The sequence below is a fragment of the Rhodococcus sp. YL-1 genome (assembly GCF_001942025.1).
Taxonomy (GTDB): Bacteria; Actinomycetota; Actinomycetes; order Mycobacteriales; family Mycobacteriaceae; genus Rhodococcus_F; species Rhodococcus_F qingshengii.
In genome coordinates, this window is the sequence record NZ_CP017303.1 from 1 (window position 1) to 18,279 (window position 18,279).

Genomic DNA, 18,279 nt, shown 5'->3' on the forward strand with positions numbered 1-18,279 from the left:
GTGCCGTTGCCGTCGATCGAGTCGCTTCGCTCCTCTGAATTCCGAATCTTGGTTCTCACCAATCGAATTCATCGCAACGTCTGAACCGGTACCCGACACCCGAACGAGGCTGGGGAGGAGGGGAAGGGTCACGAAAAGCGCCCCGTCTCGCGTCCACTGCCTCGTCATCATCATGCTCCCAATCATACACCCCCACCCACCAAACCGCAAAACAACCCGAAAACACAAAACACCGAAACACTCACCACCACAACATAATTCGGCGTTCACAAAAACACCGCCGTGCACAACCCACGAAACCAACCCAACACCAACCGAATACCGAAACCCACTGACACACAACAACATTCAAAAACACCCAAAACGAGCCCTCACAACACCGCCGAACGACCCGACACCACTCCCCCACACCACCCAACCCGAACACCCCGCCGGCCCCCGCCGGCACCCAAAACGCCGGCGCCCCACACACCCCCAACAACCACCCCAGGGACATGTCATCACCACAGGTCACAGCACCAAAGTAGAGTCTCGTGATCATGAACCTGGACATGCTCCTCTGCCCCCAGCACGGATGGATCTCGCACGCCGCGATCCACGAGGCCGCCCACGCGGTGTTTGCCCACGCACGTGGGATCCCGTACATCGACATATCGCTCGCCACTCCTGCTGATCTCGCTCCGCTCTGGACGGGTGGAACTGTCGTGGGAGGGGGCCTTCAGCTGACTACTGCCGACCCCACCGCCTGGGTACCTCAGCGACCAGACGACGCGGCCGACGTGCTCCTCGCGGGCGTGCAGGCCGAGGAAGGCGCATTCGGACACGTCGGCCGAGGGAGCGGAGGCGGTGATGTGAAGATACTGCGCCTGGGCATGGGTTGGGTCACCCCAGAACACGAAACCGAGATCAAAGGTGCCATCAGCAGATCGCGTTCGCGACTGCGAGAAGAGATGCCGACCCGCTACGACGCCATCAAACTGGTGGCCGCGGAACTCACTCGCGACTTGAATGCCGACGATTACGGCGTCTACTCCGACTTCGACGAAAGACCACGTCTGAGTGCTGAAGAAGTCGCAGCCATCATCGAGAACGCCTGACAATCGCAGTGCACATCGACTGCCCCGGGGGTTCGGTTCTATTCGATAACGCTCGATAGTGCGCCTCGCAGCCCATAACCGAACGGAACCCCCACAGAAACCCGAAAAGGCCCCTCACCGGACGGTGAGGGGCCTTTCTGGACCACACAAACGAACGGATCATGCTCGGCTACTACGCCGCAGTCGCCGTCGCTGCCGCCGCACTACTCGTCTGGGCCTCCGCACAGCCGCACGAAACCCTGGTGAGCGACGAGGAAACCGGCACGGCCCCGGCGAGCACGACCCTCACGCCAGGGCAGGCCAGCGCCGTGTTCCCGTCCACCGACATCGCCAACTTCCGCACCATCACGCAGAACACACTGATGAAAGTGCAAGCCTGCGACCACACCGGCGCGGTTGCACGGATCAACGACCACCTCGATTCGAAGATTCTTCGCAGCCCATATTTAAAACTCTACGTTCAGGGGTAACGGATCAATCTGGTCGAATCGCGAGACGTATCCCTTTCTTGGTGCGTAGCGTGCACAGTTCGACAGGTCGCGATGCTAGATTCAAAACGCATTCGAATCCAGCAGAGCACCACAGCAGGGAAATGTGAGCAGCGTTCGTCCGAACTTCACCGATGACTGGCTCGACAGTGGTGTAGTGCCTCTGACAGGGCCTGCCGATGGGCCACCGATGATCCCGCCCGGGGCCGCCGCGTCCTACGCACGCACATTGTCGCATCACATTTCCGAGGCAACTGTCGCTACACCTTGCCATGTCGACGTAGATGGAGCCGCGCTTCTGGGCGAGCGAGCCTCATTCACCTCGTACACTCGCAACGGTGCCCTCTCGGTCGGGGGTTCCTGCCGCCTCCTTCCCAGTTCGGACGGCTGGGTCGCCGTTTCTTGTGCACGAGAAGACGATGCATCCCTCTTGTCCGCGTTGATTTCACGGCAGACCAACGGCGACATCTGGCCCGAGCTCGCCGACTGGATCGCACATCACACGACCGCCGAATTTGACGACCGCGCAACACTTCTCGGTATCGCCGCTGGGTCGGTGCCGAGCGTTCGCGCCCAGCCGCCACCCCCAGGTCCGCTCGTTCCGAGATCCGTCCAGGGCATGCTCGTGGTCGATTTCAGTGCGCTGTGGGCCGGTCCGCTCTGCGCACAATTGCTCTCTGAGGCTGGTGCTCGGGTCGTCAAGGTCGAAACTCCGACCAGACTCGATGGCGCTCGCTTCGGCGATCGAGAGTTCTACCGACTCCTCCACGCAGGGCACGAATCAGTCGTTCTCGACCCCGAGACCGAATCGGGAAGAGTTGCACTGCGCAGACTCGTCGACGCCGCGGACATCGTCATCGAAGCATCACGCCCACGCGCACTGCGAAATTTCGGTCTCGACGCAGAATCATCGGTGGCCTCCGGATCCACATGGATCTCCATCACTGCGAACGGACGCGCTTCTGATCGAGTCGGATTCGGCGACGACATCGCCGCATCGAGCGGTCTCGTCGCCCGTCACTCCGACGGATCACCACTGTTCGTCGGCGATGCCATCGCCGACCCTCTCACAGGATTGACTGCTGCGGCAGTCGCTATGTCCCAACCGTCCGGGAGCACAGGGAAGCTCTGGGACCTGTCCATGTCGGACATCGTGGCATGCACGCTCGACGGGTCCCCGTCGCACCAGTATCTGGAGTCGACCGTACCCTCGAAGCCACACGGACGGGCACCTCAGGGTGAAGCGCCGACAAGCGGCGCGGACACCTCCTACGTTCTACGAAGCCTCGGAATCGAACTGCCTTGACCAAATACGTCATTCGAGATGTCGAACTCGACGGCGCTTCGGGCGTCGACGTCGCGATCCGAGACGGAATCGTGACCGACATCGGAAATCGGTTGCTCGCCAGCGACTCCGACGTCATCGACGGCCACGGTGGAGCCCTCATACCCGGACTGACCGATCACCATCTGCACCTACATGCGACCGCGGCCGATGCCGCGTCGGTTCGATGCGGACCGCCATCGGTACGGACATCTGAGGACCTTTCGCGCGCACTCAACCGAGCCCCACGCGAGACAGGAGGTTGGATTCGCGGCGTCGGGTACATCGAAACCGTTGCCGGTGAACTCGATTGCGCAGGTCTGGACTTCCTTCACCGAGAGCGCCCGACGCGAATCCAGCATCGCAGCGGAGCGATGTGGATGTTAAATTCTCGTGCCGCAGAGGCCGTCGGACTAGCAACGGCCGATCATCCCGGTATCGAACGTAAAGACGATGGGACGCCAACCGGACGCCTGTGGCGAGCCGACGACTGGTTGCGGGAACGACTGCCCGGCAACGGTCCTCCGGATCTGTCAGCCGTCGGTCGATCATTGGCGAACCTCGGTGTCACCAGACTCACGGACGCCACGCCTGACCTACCCTCCAGTTCGATTGGTTCGATTCTCGACGCCGTGAGGACAGGAGCACTGCCCCAGCGGGTGCATCTACTCGGCATTCCCATCGGAGAATCCATCGACGAAAAACTTGTGAGTGTCGGCCCGTACAAGATAGTCCTCGCCGATTCCGATCCGCCAGACCTCGCTGCACTCGCCGCGCTGATTGATCGTCTGCACCGTATCGGTCGCCCCTTTGCCGCACACTGTGTCTCGCGCGAGAACCTTCTGATCCTGCTCGCCGCCCTAGACGAGGTCGGCGCAGCACCCGGCGACAGGGTCGAACACGGAGCGTTGATTCCGCACGAGTCCATTGCCGAACTTCAACGCCATGAATTGACGGTAGTGACGCAGCCCGGTTTCCTCTCCGACCGAGGAGACGACTACTTGCGCGACGTCGATCACCGGGATCAAAGCGACCTGTACCGTTGTAGATCGCTTCTGAATGCCCAAGTCCCCCTGGCACTGTCGAGCGACGCACCATACGGGCCGCTCGACCCATGGGCAAACATCGCGTCGGCAGTTCACCGCAGAACCCGAGCAGGAAGAGTTGTCGGCGAGTCCGAGACCATCACCGCTGCCCAAGCCCTCGCATCTTTGCTCACGTCATCGACAGATCCAGGTGGACGACCACGCACTGTGCGAGTAGGCGGACCGGCGGACCTAGTGCTACTCCATGCGCCCCTCACAGATGTCCTACGAAATCCCTCCGCAGATGCCGTACGTATTACGTTGACGGCATCCGCAGTCGATTAGCGAAACAGGAACGAGGCATTCACTACTCACCGACACAGCAAGCTGGAAGAGGCTAAATCTCGATTCGTTCAACGCCACAGCGAACCGGCCCAGCAGGTACGCCACGGCGAGATCCGCATAGTTTGTCCGATCGGTGTCGCAATACATCGACGATCACTGCACCAACTGTCCGCCACCGCTCTCAGATGTCACCGCGTCGACAAGACCCCACTCGAATGCTGTTTCTGCATCGATTATTTCGCCACTGAAGATCATCCAGGCTGCTCGCCAGCGTCCGATCCGGCGCGGCACGCTCACCGTCCCGCCCGCTCCGGGCAGTAGCCCCATGGACAGCTCAGGAAGCATGAATCTCGACTCCGAGTGTGCAATGATGCGTCCCGCGAACGCCGCCAGCTCCAGCCCGGCCCCCATGACAGCGCCGTGGACCACTGCCAGGCATCGGTCACCCAGCCGGGTCGCCAGCTCAGAGATCTGCTCGGCCGGGCGATGCTGTGTCCGGATGAGGTGCGCAGAGGCAGGATCAGTTGCCGACCCGAACTCGGTGAGGTCGCCGCCACTACTGAACGACGCGCCCCTTCCCTGGAGGGTGACGCTCGTGATCGTGCTATCTACCCACGCCACCGCGAGAGCATTCACCAGCGCGTCCCGCATAGCTGCATTCAGCGCATTGTGACGGTCGGGGCGATCGAGGGTGATAAATAGTCGATCATCGGTTCGACAGACGTCGACAGGTTCGCCCTTCTCGGGCTTCGATCGATAATCGGCCGACTTCAGCCATCGTGCGTATTCAGGTCCGCCCTGAAGTGTCGAGTACGCAAAAGACTCGACGACAAGCCCGTCGTGCACCGTCGTCGACCGACCGACTCTCAGTAACTGTCCAGTCGTGGCTGCAGCGATCGGCGCACGTCCGATCGCTACGTTCAATTCGCGTACCGCCTCCTCGAGATCGGCGACGTAAACCGTCCGGCGGTCTTGTAGTCCGCGTTCGTCCGAGTGCACCGTCAGGCTCAGCGCATCGAGCAACTCCCCCGCATCCCTTCCAGGCCAACCGACTCCGATCAGCACTCGATGCGAAGCGCGTGCAGCATCTGCGGCGGCGGGCACCCAGCCGTCCTCGACAGTGGACAGATCAATCCACGACACGACGTCGCCCGCCGATATCGGGGCAAGGAGACCAAGCGCCAGCTCTTCTACCGAGTTGCACTCGGGCTGCATAGCATTCAATGTCACCTAGGGCTCCAGGGTGCGGAGAAATTCGACCTGCCGCGAAGAAAGAGGCGACGGTGCGCCGTCAGCTATGTGCGCGACAGTAAATGTTGCGACGGCGGCAATGCTGCCGGCCTGGGCGATCGACGTCTCGAGAACAAACGACGTTCGGCCGATCCTGCGAAGTGAGACGAAAAACTGTGCATCTCCCACGAGTAGTTCACAAGAAAAGTTTGCATCCACATTCACGATAACGACATCGGCAGCGGACAGTTTCCCGCCACTGGCCTCCCGAAGCGCGTCGTCCCATGCATAGCCGGCGACCTCGATCGCCAGGAAAGCAGGTACGTGCGCTCTGTCGACCGGCAATCCGTCCCGCGTAGGCCGGTGGGTCAGCGGCCGAGTGCACTGGTACATCGTTCGAATGCTACCGCCCTAGTTGCAGGAATAGCAACGGTATGCCTTTCGATTCAGTGATAGGAAGGAGGGGAACATCATTCGACCCGAGGAAGCAGAACACTATGGCACCGAACTCACCAAGTACCCATGACTTCGCCGGCGGCGCAGGTAGACTCGCCGCTGATCGGTGGGGCCCGACGATCGAGGAATCACAAGGGGTGATCCTCATGCTCCACGGTGGTGGCCAGACCCGCCATTCATGGGATCGCGCGGCCACAAGATTCGCCGACGAGGGCTGGACCGTATTCACTGTCGATTCCCGTGGCCACGGCGAGAGCGCCTGGGACACGGAGGCGCGATACGGGATGGACGATTTGTCCGATGACGTGCGTGCAATCGTCGAACAACTGAGCGAATCCGCAGGATACGCAATATCACCAGTCATATTCGGCGCCTCGATGGGAGGCATCACCGGCCTTCTTACCGAGGGGGAACACCCTGGCTTCGCACGAGCGCTGGTACTCGTCGACATCACCCCGCGGATCGAGCCGTCAGGCATCAAGAGGATCACCGATTTCATGACCGGGTCCCCCGACGGCTTCGCAGACCTCGAAGAGGTCGCGAACGCGGTCGCCGCATACCAACCACACCGGGTGCGGCCCAGGAACATCGAAGGCCTGAGGAAGAACATCAGAGTCGGCGAAGGCGGTCGTCTGTACTGGCACTGGGATCCCGCGTTTCACCGCCTCGGCCCGAACTTGAACACACCGCAGGACAACCACGACCGACTTGTCAGAGCTGCTGCCGCCGTATCGTGCCCGACCCTTCTGGTTCACGGCGCCGAGTCTGACATCGTGAGCCAGGACGGAGTCGACGAACTGCTGGCATCGATACCTCGCTCGCAGTCCTTTCAGGTCTCAGGCGCAGGCCACATGGTCGCGGGCGACGACAACTCGGTCTTCGTCGACAAGGTAGGCGATTTCCTCAGCCAACTCCCAGCCGCGCAACCCCGGTGACACAGCTCACTAGTTAGGCGTACAGTACGACTTACCGGATAGATTATCCAAGAATCACAAGGGAGTAGCGCACATGCTTGCCGACGACGTTCAAATCATCTCGGTCGACGACCACGTCATCGAACACCCACGGGTGTGGACCGATCGAGTGGCGGCGAAATTCAAAGACGATGCGCCGCGCATCGAACGGGCCGAGGACGGTAACGACTGGTGGATCTACGAGGGCCAGAAAGCAGGCAACTTCGCCCTCAATGCGGTTGCCGGTAAGGATCCGAAGGACTTCGGGATGGATCCTCGTTCGTACGACGACATGCTGCCCGGGTGTTACGACATCTCCGATCGCATCAAGGACATGGATGTCGAGGGGGTGCACGCGCAGTTGTGCTTTCCGAATTTTGGTGGGTTCGCGGGCTCGACGTTCCAGAAGTCCAAGGACTACGCGCTCGCCAACGAATGCACCAGGGCTTACAACGATTTCATCCTCGACGAGTGGTGTGCCTACAATCCGGACCGCCAGATTCCACTGGGAACGCTGCCGTACTGGGACGTTGAGGAAACCGTCAAGGAAATGAAACGTACGCCGACAAGGGCGTCAAATCCTGGACGTTCCCCGAGCTTCCGGACCGCATCGGTCTGCCCTCGTTTCACACCGATCATTGGAATCCGGTGTTCGAGTTCGCGCAGGAAGCGAATATTCCGCTGTCGTTGCACTTCGGATCCGGAGGCTCCCCACAAGCCTCACCGGAGGGGATGAGCACGAACATGACGGTCGGAATCACGTTGTTTGCGTTGAACTCTGCCAGTGCGATGACGGAGTTGTTGCTCTCACCGGTCTTCCACAATTACCCGACTCTGCGAATGGCGTTGTCCGAAGGCGGTATCGGTTGGATGCCGTACGTTCTCGAGCGTTCGGACTACGTGTGGGAGCGTCATCGCTTCTACAACGACGTCCACCAGAGCGTGCGTCCTTCGGAGTTGTTCGCTCGCGGGCACATCGGCGGTTGCTTCATCTCCGACGAAGCCGGCCTCGAGATGCGCCACAAGATCGGCGTCGACCACATCATGTTCGAATCCGACTACCCGCACTCGGATTCGCAATGGCCGCACACTCGTAAGGTGCTCACCGAATCGATGGCGAATATTCCCGACGCCGAGGCACGCAAGATGTGCGAGGACAACGCACGAGTCTTCTACAACTTCCCACGCAACTGACGACGCAACAAATCGAATGAGGGGAAGAGGGCCGGACCACTATGGTCCGGCCCTCTTCGTCTATACCCTGATCAGCTGAACCGTGTGACCACGCGTTCGCCGAGCACACCGATATCACGTCGGTATGCGTCCAATGTTCTACTGCTCGGCTCGAATCCGATCCATGTCACACCAGCATCCTCGTACGCAGGTATCACCTCGGCGACGGCCGCGGCACACGCTTCCACGTCATGGGTGCGCAGCATCTCGGCCTCGAACGGAGTGAATACCACGTCGAGAGGAGGCTTACCGAGTTCTGCGCGTTGCTTCTGGACACTCGAAATCAGGACTGCCAACTCGCCAATCGACTCCAGCGGTGGCGATTTCGTGATCTTTGACGTCTCCGCAGACTGACCCATCGGAATCCACCCCTGGCCGTGCTCCACCGCCCGTCGCCTGGCCGGGCCAGAATTGCCCCCGATCCAGATCGGCGGACCGCCTGACTGCATGGGTTGCGGCAACATCGTATTGCCGTGCGCAGGAAACAGATCACTGTCGTGGTCGGTCCCCGCCCAGGCACTGCGCATAGCGGGAATTGCCGCATCCAATAGTCGCCCCCTCGATGTGTAATCCGCACCGAGCACGACAAATTCGTCCGCGAGGTACCCCGCCGCCATACCGAGTGTCAATCGCCCCTTGCTGAGGACGTCCAGACTAGCGGCAGCTTTGGCAGCCATATATGGATGTCGATAACTCGACACCATCACATATGTCAGCATCCGGATCTTCTCGGTCGACGCCGCCATAAATCCCAGGGACACGAACGGATCGAAAGCGTGATGCCCGCCTTTACCCAACCACGCGTCGTCAGGGTACGGATGCTCGCTCATCCCTATAGCGTCGAAACCCGCGTCCTCGGCGATGCACGCCGCAATGCCGAGGTCTCCCCCATTCATCCACTGGTGGTAATGTTTGACCGCACGCATAGGAAATAACAGAGCGAATTTCATTGCGCTACAGAGGTTTCTTCCTCGGATTGCGTTCCGCCCATATAGTTCTGAACCACTTCGTCGACCGCGCCGTCCGCAACCCCGGACCAAACTATCTCGCCACGCCGCATCACAACGGCATCGTCCGCGAACTCCAATGCGCGCTCGACGTACTGTTCGATCAAAATCATCGTGGTACCCGACTTCTTTGCAACCTCGAGTGCCTCGTAGATCTTGTCGATCACCAGGGGAGCCAGCCCCAACGAGAGTTCGTCCACCACAAACAGTCGCGGTCCGGTGACGAGCGCACGTCCGACGGCGAGCATCTGCTGTTCTCCCCCGGAGAGAGTCGATGCTTGTTGCTTGCGCCGGTCACCGAGAACGGGGAACAGTGAGTACAGCCTGTCGACCGCATCTGCCCTGGCATCTTTGGGCAGAATCCGCATACCGAGCGCGACATTGTCGGCAGTGCTCAAACCAGGAAAAATCCCACGCCCCTCAGGCAGATAGGCGATTCCTTTGCGCGCCAACGCAAAGGCGTCACTTCCAGTGATGTCCTCTCCCTCGACTGAGATTGTTCCCCGGTCGGGCGGGATAAGTCCTGCCAGAGCCTGAGCGATGCTGCTCTTACCGGCGCCGTTCGCGCCGAGCACAGCCAGGCATCGACCGGAGGTGACGGCGAACGACACACCGTCTACAGCGATGGCGTCGCCGTAACAGATACGCAAATCATCGACTTCGAGCATCACGTCAGACATCAAGATCAGCCTCCATGGTTCCCAGGTACGCAGCCTGTACTTTCTTACTGTTTCGAATGTGACTAGGGTCGCCCTCATCGATCAGTCGGCCGAAATCCAGCACGAAAACCCGGGCGCTGATGTCGAGAACCAAATCGATATCGTGTTCGACGATCACAACGGCGATATTGCGATCACGACACACCCGAACAACCAAATCGGAGAAAACCGCCGTCTCCGCGCGACTCAGTCCTGCAGTCGGTTCGTCGAGCAGCAAGGTTCTCGAGTCGCACGCCAGGCACTGTGCGACCTCAACGAGGCGCCTCGTTCCGAGCGGCAACTCTCTTACTCCCTTAGCCGCCACATTCGCCAGACCCAACTCTGCAAGCAGCTGCTCCGTCTTTCCGAATTCGTCTGTTGTAATGCGTTTTCCGAACGCGGACTTGAGAGCGCTACCAGGCTTGTGGTTATTGGAGCGTAGAGCCAGAACCAAATGTTCGCGCACATCGAGATCCGGTACGAGTTGCGGGGCTTGAAAGGTGCGTGCCATTCGGGCATGTGCGTACACCTGCGGCCGAGCACCGGTGACATCCTGATCTTCTAGCCGAACGATTCCGGAGTTCGGCCGTTGAATTCCGGATGCGACGGCAAGCAGTGTGCTCTTACCCGCCCCATTCGGACCGATCAACCCGGTGACCTGGCCACTGCGAGCCTGAAGGGAGACATTCTGCAGTGCCTTGACACCGCCGAAGTTGACGCTGATATCCGAAAGTTGAAGTCGGACTTCTCCCACTTTCGTGTCGGCGACGGCGGTCATCGTGAACTCCCAACTGGGGTAGCTGATACGGCAGTCTGATCATCGGTGGTGGGCGACTGTGTGCCGTCCGGTTTACGCTCGGGTGTCAACCTCGCTGCCAGAGTGCGAATCTGTGCTCGCATCATGGTGTTGATTCCGGAGGGATTACTCACGATCATGATCGCGAGGAGGCCGAAGAGCACGGCAGGTAGTTCAGCAAGCCGCGATGGCAGGTAATTGGCAACCAACGCCGGCCCCACTGCGAGAGACAACCCTGCGACCGCCGCGCCGCCGATGCTCGACGATCCTTGGGCGATGACAACCGCAAACCAGGTCAATCCGAGCAGAGCACTGTATGCGCCGGTGAATGCAACGTACTGGTTGCTTGCGATCACTCCACCACCGAGGCCGGCGATTCCGGCACCGAGGACAAACAGCGCAAGACGGGACCGGAAGATGGGAATCCCGAGACTGGATGCCCGAACACGGCTGGCACGAATTGTGGCGAATCTCAGGCCCAGCGTCGACCTCCGGATCAAGAACAACACGAGCGCCACGATCAGGAAGATCGCAACGGTGAAGTACAGGTAGTCCTGATCATTGGTGAGGTACACCCCACCGAACGTCGGGCGATCCACGAACACACCCGCGTCGTTGTTGGAGAATGTCGGTCGGGTGAAAATCACCTGGTCGGCGAGAAGAGCGAAGGCGTAGGTCGCGATGGCCGCGTACAACTGTCCAAGCGGTAGGCACACGAGGCCTACGACAAGACCGCACAGCGCCGACACACATGCAGCCAGCAACATGGAAGTGATGATGCCGAGTCCGTATGTCGTCGAGAACTGCGCTGTCGCAACCGCACCGATACCTACAAACGAGATCTGGCACAAACCGACGACGGCCGCCTCACCGGTGACGGGCCGGAAGCAGAGCAGCGCGATGGCGTATGCCATACCGACTGCGAACACCCCCACCCAGAAACCGCTGAAGACATAGGGGACCGCGACGAGCACGACTCCGAGTACAGCCCAACCGACGTATCTGTCCCACGAACCGCGGGTTCCTCGCATGACCGACTGGACATGCGCGACACTGCGTTCGGCCGCTGACGAGAGTTTCGCCACCTCCCGTGACGCAACATCGTCTCGGACGCCCGCACCTCGACTTCGGGCGACGATTGCGATGACCATGAGCAGGAACGGGATACTGGGACGCAAAGCCGTGGTCAGGATTCCCGAGTCCGGTAAGTACGGAATGACGACCGATTGCAGAACGCCGACCAGCAGTGCACCGCCAAATGCCCACCACACGTTGGTAAGTCGACCGATGACTACACCCGCGAACGATGCGGCGACGACACTACTGAAGCCAGCCGCATTCAGACCGACCTGAGGCATGACCAGAATGCCCGCGAGCCCGATGACGGACATGCCTGCCATCCATGTGCCTGCAACGACCACTTTGGGATTCGTTCCGGTAAGCACCGTCATCATTTCCGAGTCAACCGCACCCCTGGTCACGAGGCCCACAGCTGTCCGGTTGAGAAGCAAGAAGCTGCCGATTGCAACGATCAGAGCGATGCCGATGACGAGCATCTGCTCATTGCTGATGTTGACACCGGCGATGGTCACGACGCTTCTGACGTTTCTGATCAAGCCAGCAGGTTGCAGAACTTGATCGTGCCCGAAGAGCAATGTCGTTCCCGCGGACAGCGCAACCGAGAGACCAATGGTAGCGGCGAGGCGAATCAGAGGTGTTGCGGTGGAGAGCCTTCCGAGAAGGACGCGCCACAGGAACCATCCCATGATCGGAGCGATCACCACAATCGACAGAACGAGCGAGACCACCGTGGGAAGTCCGACGTCGGTGTTGAGCCAGTAGAAGCAGTAGGCCAAGAAGAAGGCCATGCCTCCCTGCGCGAAGTTGAACACATGTGAAGCGTTGTATGTGGTGACGAGGACCAGCGCGAAGATCGCATAGAGCGACCCAGTGACGAGTCCCGCAACGAGATAGCTGAGCATCTATTTTTCTCCTCGAACGGTAGGGTTCGGCATCAGTTCATGACCTCGCCGCAGGTGGCCTCCGGCTCCGGAACGAATGAGTTGCCCTGGAATGTCACGAGCCAGTTGCATCGCCCGTAAGGGGTCCCCGCCGGGACCGGTCCGGAGGCGAAGTTTGCCGGCTCGATCAGGAGACCGGCTCCGCCATAGTCGGAGACCTTGTGCAATTCGGATATGAAGGCATCCCTCGTCGGGCAGTCACCTGCCTTCTTCAACCCCTCGATGAACAGATCAGCCGAAATGTATCCGGGCCCAGTGAAACCGGTCCGGGGATCGACACCGTCGCCGTACTCGGACATCGCATCCACGAAAGCGTTCGTGCTCTCGTTATCGAGTTCGATCGGAACGATTCCGACGCCTGCACCGGAAACACCTTGGAGCAGATCCCCGACCTGAGCGGTAATCTTGGGGTCATAGAGTCCCTGCATTTCGGTGGCCTTGAGCTTGACGCCCTGGGCCGCCATGGCCTTGAGGACCGAGATGGACGAGTCGGTTACGAGCGGCATGTACAGACCATCGACGCCCGCATCCTTCATCTGGATGGCCACCGATGTCGCGTCGAAGGCTCCGATCGGGATGTCGAAGGACGTGGCCGCGACCTCGAGGCCTATCTGGCCCGCCGTCTTCACCAAACCGTCTGCGCCGCCTTTGGATCCGGTCGAATTGTTAGCGAGAACGCCGAGCTTGGTGACACCCTTGTCCTGCATGAACTGTGCCATGGATGTGGAGTAGAAGCCGATGAGGGACGCTCCGGCGTATCCGAACGCGTTCATTTTCTCCTGGTACGCCGGCTGCCCGGGGTACCCAGCGACGGGCACATTCTGCGCAGACAGATAGTCGAACATTGTGTCCACGCGGGATGCGTGCAGAATGCCGAACGCCTTCTGCGACTGCACCGCGTTTCGAGCCGCGGTTACCTGCGCAGCGCCGTCGCCGAGGTCGTCGTTGGTCACCAATTCAAGTCTCCGACCATTCACGCCACCGTTCTCGTTCTCGACGGCAAAGCGGGCCTTGGCTCCTTCCACGAAGCCGGCGAAGGTCGAGGCCGCCGGACCCGAGAGCGGCGATACGGATGCAACAACGATTTTGTCCGCGGTGACGCCGGGCGAGTTACACACTCCCCCAGCGCCACTCGCAGAATCGGCCGAACTTCCCGCACAGGCGGTCACACTGGCCAGCGCAATCATACTTACCGCACCGACAATCATGGCGCGACGAACCCCGGCGCCGCCGAACCACACCGACTCGAATTTCGACATCAAGACAACTCCTCGAATTATTTGCTGCACAGTGGCATTTGAAGTGAGCGCACGAACGGTGCTGATTCGGAAGGCGGTGGACCACACCCCAATCGAAAGCCTTGCGGTAAGTAATACTATTCATATGACTTAGATCATGTCAACAAAACTTGGACATGACGACGTTGATCTGATACCGCTTGCTACAGACCGAGAATCTCTCCACACGTCGCTGCAGTATCCGGGACGAACGCACCGCCGGAGTAGGTCACGAACCAAGCACAGCGTCCGTAGGGGAACCCTCCGACAACCGGACCTTCCGCGAAGTTTGCGGGTTCGACCAACAGACCGCCACCGTCATACGCATCGACCGCTCGCAGCTCCTTCACGAAATTCTCTCGCGTCGGGCATTCGCCGGCCATCTTCAGCCCCTCGATAAACAGATCCGCCGCGACATACCCCGGGGTCGTGAAACCGGTCCTCGGATCGACTCCGTCACCGTACTTTTTCATCGCGACCGCCAACTGTTCAGTTGCATCGCCTGCAACTTCGACCGGAATCGTCCCGACCGGCGGCGAAGATACACCTTCGAGCAGATCGCCCACCTGGTCGGTGACCTTCGGGTCGTACAGTCCCTGCATGTAAGCGGCCTTCAGCTCCAATCCTTGAGCCTTGACGGCCTTGAAAATCGCCACCGACGAATCCGTAACCAGTGGCATAAACAGCCCATCAACGCCGGCATTCTTCATCTGCAACGCGATCGAAGTGGCATCGAACGAACCGACCGGAATATCGAGTGCGGTCGCCTCCACGTTCAGCCCCACCGTAGGTGCAACCTTGATCAGACCTTCGGCGGCACCTTTGGATCCAGTCGAATTATTCGCCAGTACACCGAGTTTGGTGACACCACGATCGACGAAGAACTGAGACTGCGCGGTCGACGGAAAGCCGATGCTGGCTGATCCGGCGAATCCGAACGCATTCTCCTTCGTCTGGTAGGCGATCTGTCCGGGGAAACCGGTTACCGGAACATTTTGAGAGGAAAGATAGTCGAACATCGTATCCGCGCGGGAGGCGTGCAGGATGCCGAATGCCTTCTGCGACTGGACCGCATTACGAGCGGCGGTTACCTGCGCAGCACCGTCACCGAGGTCGTCATTGGTCACCAGCTTGATCTTTCTGCCGTTGACTCCGCCCGCTTCGTTCTCGACCTCGAACCGTGCACGTGCGCCCTCTACGAACCCTGCGAAAGTGGATGCCGACGGGCCCGACAGCGGCGACACGGAGGCGACGGTGATCGAGTCGGCGGTGACGCCCGGACTGGTGCACGCTCCAGTCGCGCCGTGCTCGGAGGCACTGCCCGCGCATCCGGTGAGACCGGACACCGTGGTCACAGTCGCGGCGGCTATGACGCCGATGCGGACGGAGGACCGCTTGGCAGCCCGTATCGACTCGAGAATCGACATGTAGTTCTCCTGATTCGAGTGCGCACATCGGTGCGCGTGAGTTGAATGCTCTCGTTCCGAGGCGGCACGCACCGGCAGAAGCCGCGCACAGTATCGAAAACGAGAACGCGATTTCGCCGAAAATACTTACGCCGGAACCTATAGTTCGATTAACCGCAAGACTTACGGTAAGGAACCTACAGCATGTCTCCATCTATTTTGACCGAGTTGACGTCACCAAAATGAAGAAGATTCTCAGGGGCAGCGGGGTGGGCAATCCCACTGTGATCACAACAGTTCTGGCCTCGACCGGATTAGTCGTCTCATTCATGCAAACGCTGCTCACCCCACTGGTTCCAGAGTTACCTCGACTTCTGAACACGAGCCCCGCAAATGCGGCATGGGTTATCACGGTCACGCTCCTTGCGGGCGCCGTATGTACGCCTATTGCAGGTCGCCTCGGCGACATGTTCGGCAAGAAAAAGATCGCGCTGATCTTGCTTGCAATACTGACTGCAGGATCGATATCCGCGGCTCTGTCGACCAGCCTGTGGCTACTCGTAGTGGGTCGCGCACTGCAAGGCGCGGGGTTGGGCATCATTCCACTCGGCATCAGCATGTTGCGAGACTCTGTACCGTCAGATCGACTGGGGCGATCGGTGGCGTTGATGAGCTCCACACTCGGCGTCGGCGGTGCCATAGGAATGCCTCTGTCGGCCTTCGTATCCGAGCGAGCCGATTGGCACGTACTGTTCTGGTTAGCCGCGGCACTCAGCACGACGGGGGCCTTGCTGATCTTCCTGTGTGTACCAGCCGGCCCTGCGCACCGACATGCGTCGTTCGACTTCGTCGGCGCGGTCGGTATCGCGGTCGGGTTGAGCGGCGTACTTCTCGCGGTCAGCAAGGGATCCGAGTGGGGGTGGACAAGCACGTTCACGCTGTCGAGCGCAACTGTCGGCGTCGTGATTCTCGTCAGTTGGGGCATCTACCAATGGCATAGGAACAACCCCCTAGTGGACCTGAGAGTGAGCACGCGACGCCCGGTCCTGCTGACCAATATCGCCTCCGTCGCAGTCGGTTTCGGACTATGTGCGTCTACGGTCGTGCTTCCGAAGCTTCTCGAGATGCCGTCGACGTCCGGGGTGGGTCTAGGACAGTCGATCATGGTGGCAAGTCTGTGCATGGTCCCCACCGGTCTGATTATGATGGCAACCTCGCCTGTAGCCGCACGGACATCGGAACGCTCGGGGCCCAGAACCAGTCTCATCATCGGTGGTGTCACGATCGCATCGGGTTATGCGCTCGCGATACTGTTGATGACCGAGGTCTGGCACACCGTGCTGGTCGGCTGCTTCATCGGCGTAGGAATCGGGTTCGCCTACGCCGCGCTCCCCACCCTCATCATGCAATCGGTACCGGATGGCGAGACTGCTGCCGCCAACGGGTTGAACACATTGATGCGATCGATCGGCACATCGACGGCAAGCGCAGTGACTGCCATGGTGCTGGCCCAGAACGTCATCGAGGCCGACTCGATACCACTCACCACCACGGCCGGATTCCGCCTGGCCTTCGGGATCGCCGGGCTGGCAGCGATCGCAGCCGTGTTAGTTGCGATGTTCATTCCGGCCCGCAGGCCGGTGAACTCGGACCTACACGCCGCCGTTCCGAACGAACCGAGCACTTCACCGGTCTAACCGGGAAGTGCTCGGTTCGTTCGGAAGTGATGAACGATATTCAGTTGCGTGGGAAGTTGTAGAAGACTCGTGCGTTGTCCTCGCACATCTTGCGTGCCTCGGCGTCGGGAATATTCGCCATCGATTCGGTGAGCACCTTACGAGTGTGCGGCCATTGCGAATCCGAGTGCGGGTAGTCGGATTCGAACATGATGTGGTCGACGCCGATCTTGTGGCGCATCTCGAGGCCGGCTTCGTCGGAGATGAAGCAACCGCCGATGTGCCCGCGAGCGAACAACTCCGAAGGACGCACGCTCTGGTGGACGTCGTTGTAGAAGCGATGACGCTCCCACACGTAGTCCGAACGCTCGAGAACGTACGGCATCCAACCGATACCGCCTTCGGACAACGCCATTCGCAGAGTCGGGTAATTGTGGAAGACCGGTGAGAGCAACAACTCCGTCATCGCACTGGCAGAGTTCAACGCAAACAACGTGATTGCAACAGTGAAGTTGGTGCTGGCTCCTTCCGGAGACACCTGAGGAGCACCGCCGGATCCGAAGTGCAACGACAGCGGAATATTCGCTTCCTGCGCGAACTCGAACACCGGATTCCAATGATCGGTGTGAAACGAGGGCAGACCGATGCGGTCCGGAAGCTCGGGGAACGTCCAGGATTTGACGCCCTTGTCGGCGTACGTTTCATTTCCTTGACGGTTTCCTCAACGTCCCAGTACGGCAGCGTTCCCAGTGGAATCTGGCGGTCCGGATTGTAGGCACACCACTCGTCGAGGATGAAATCGTTGTAAGCCCTGGTGCATTCGTTGGCGAGCGCGTAGTCCTTGGACTTCTGGAACGTCGAGCCCGCGAACCCACCAAAATTCGGAAAGCACAACTGCGCGTGCACCCCCTCGACATCCATGTCCTTGATGCGATCGGAGATGTCGTAACACCCGGGCAGCATGTCGTCGTACGAACGAGGATCCATCCCGAAGTCCTTCGGATCCTTACCGGCAACCGCATTGAGGGCGAAGTTGCCTGCTTTCTGGCCCTCGTAGATCCACCAGTCGTTACCGTCCTCGGCCCGTTCGATGCGCGGCGCATCGTCTTTGAATTTCGCCGCCACTCGATCGGTCCACACCCGTGGGTGTTCGATGACGTGGTCGTCGACCGAGATGATTTGAACGTCGTCGGCAAGCATAGTCCCTCCTCAGGGAAATTGAACTTGGGGGAATACCGATTCGACGG

General features: G+C 60.1%; 14 protein-coding genes and 2 pseudogenes. 7 read left to right on the forward strand and 9 right to left on the reverse strand.

What is annotated here, in order from left to right; genetic code table 11:
- Positions 1-539 precede the first annotated feature (539 nt).
- From BH682_RS32120 to BH682_RS32135, 4 genes are all read left to right on the forward strand, one after another.
- Positions 540-1,097, forward strand: a complete 558-nt coding sequence (locus tag BH682_RS32120) for a hypothetical protein (RefSeq protein WP_075836022.1) — start codon at positions 540-542, stop codon at positions 1,095-1,097.
- Between the two features lie 161 nt (positions 1,098-1,258).
- Positions 1,259-1,567: a hypothetical protein gene (locus tag BH682_RS32125; RefSeq protein ID WP_075836024.1), complete on the forward strand. Its 309-nt coding sequence runs from the start codon at positions 1,259-1,261 to the stop codon at positions 1,565-1,567.
- A 208-nt stretch (positions 1,568-1,775) separates the two neighbouring features.
- Entirely contained in the window at positions 1,776-2,891 is a 1,116-nt protein-coding gene (locus BH682_RS32130) for a CoA transferase (protein WP_083954811.1), read from the forward strand.
- A 71-nt stretch (positions 2,892-2,962) separates the two neighbouring features.
- The gene (locus tag BH682_RS32135) at positions 2,963-4,279 is read left to right on the forward strand and encodes an amidohydrolase family protein (protein ID WP_332328464.1); all 1,317 of its coding nucleotides are present in this window, start codon (positions 2,963-2,965) and stop codon (positions 4,277-4,279) included.
- 153 nt (positions 4,280-4,432) lie between these two features.
- On the opposite strand, the gene BH682_RS32140 is transcribed toward BH682_RS32135, so the two are convergent.
- Entirely contained in the window at positions 4,433-5,509 is a 1,077-nt protein-coding gene (locus tag BH682_RS32140; RefSeq protein WP_087503903.1) for an enoyl-CoA hydratase/isomerase family protein, read from the reverse strand.
- Positions 5,510-5,902, reverse strand: coding sequence for a hypothetical protein (locus BH682_RS32145; RefSeq protein WP_075836030.1), 393 nt, complete (start codon positions 5,900-5,902; stop codon positions 5,510-5,512).
- Between the two features lie 104 nt (positions 5,903-6,006).
- Between BH682_RS32145 and BH682_RS32150 the strand changes: the two genes are divergently transcribed.
- Together BH682_RS32150 and BH682_RS32155 are read left to right on the forward strand one after the other, a co-directional pair.
- The gene (locus BH682_RS32150; protein ID WP_075836032.1) at positions 6,007-6,900 is read left to right on the forward strand and encodes an alpha/beta fold hydrolase; all 894 of its coding nucleotides are present in this window, start codon (positions 6,007-6,009) and stop codon (positions 6,898-6,900) included.
- A 73-nt stretch (positions 6,901-6,973) separates the two neighbouring features.
- Positions 6,974-8,112, forward strand: a pseudogene (locus BH682_RS32155) (amidohydrolase family protein).
- Positions 8,113-8,183: 71 nt separating this feature from the next.
- Here BH682_RS32155 and BH682_RS32160 read toward each other — a convergent pair.
- The 6 genes from BH682_RS32160 to BH682_RS32185 all read right to left on the reverse strand — a co-directional run bounded on the left by BH682_RS32160 (position 8,184) and on the right by BH682_RS32185 (position 15,377).
- Positions 8,184-9,101: a TIGR03619 family F420-dependent LLM class oxidoreductase gene (locus BH682_RS32160; RefSeq protein ID WP_075836033.1), complete on the reverse strand. Its 918-nt coding sequence runs from the start codon at positions 9,099-9,101 to the stop codon at positions 8,184-8,186.
- Positions 9,098-9,838, reverse strand: a complete 741-nt coding sequence (locus BH682_RS32165; RefSeq protein WP_075836034.1) for an ABC transporter ATP-binding protein — start codon at positions 9,836-9,838, stop codon at positions 9,098-9,100. The genes BH682_RS32160 and BH682_RS32165 overlap by 4 nt, the downstream gene beginning before the upstream one ends.
- Positions 9,831-10,634 carry an ABC transporter ATP-binding protein gene (locus BH682_RS32170; RefSeq protein WP_075836036.1) on the reverse strand — a complete coding sequence of 268 codons (804 nt, stop codon included), beginning with the start codon at positions 10,632-10,634 and terminating at the stop codon, positions 9,831-9,833. The genes BH682_RS32165 and BH682_RS32170 overlap by 8 nt, the downstream gene beginning before the upstream one ends.
- Positions 10,631-12,634: an ABC transporter permease gene (locus BH682_RS32175; RefSeq protein ID WP_075836038.1), complete on the reverse strand. Its 2,004-nt coding sequence runs from the start codon at positions 12,632-12,634 to the stop codon at positions 10,631-10,633. Before BH682_RS32175 ends, BH682_RS32170 begins: the two co-directional genes overlap by 4 nt.
- Before the next feature lie 32 nt (positions 12,635-12,666).
- On the reverse strand, positions 12,667-13,932 hold the full coding sequence (locus tag BH682_RS32180; protein ID WP_143542644.1) for an ABC transporter substrate-binding protein: 1,266 nt from the start codon (positions 13,930-13,932) through the stop codon (positions 12,667-12,669).
- A gap of 182 nt (positions 13,933-14,114) precedes the next feature.
- Positions 14,115-15,377, reverse strand: a complete 1,263-nt coding sequence (locus BH682_RS32185; protein WP_143542643.1) for an ABC transporter substrate-binding protein — start codon at positions 15,375-15,377, stop codon at positions 14,115-14,117.
- Between the two features lie 221 nt (positions 15,378-15,598).
- Here BH682_RS32185 and BH682_RS32190 point away from each other — a divergent pair, with 221 nt between their 5' ends.
- Positions 15,599-17,053: an MFS transporter gene (locus BH682_RS32190; protein WP_075836044.1), complete on the forward strand. Its 1,455-nt coding sequence runs from the start codon at positions 15,599-15,601 to the stop codon at positions 17,051-17,053.
- 40 nt (positions 17,054-17,093) lie between these two features.
- Here the strand turns inward: BH682_RS32190 and BH682_RS32195 are convergent.
- Positions 17,094-18,232: pseudogene (locus BH682_RS32195) on the reverse strand (amidohydrolase family protein).
- Positions 18,233-18,279 lie beyond the last annotated feature (47 nt).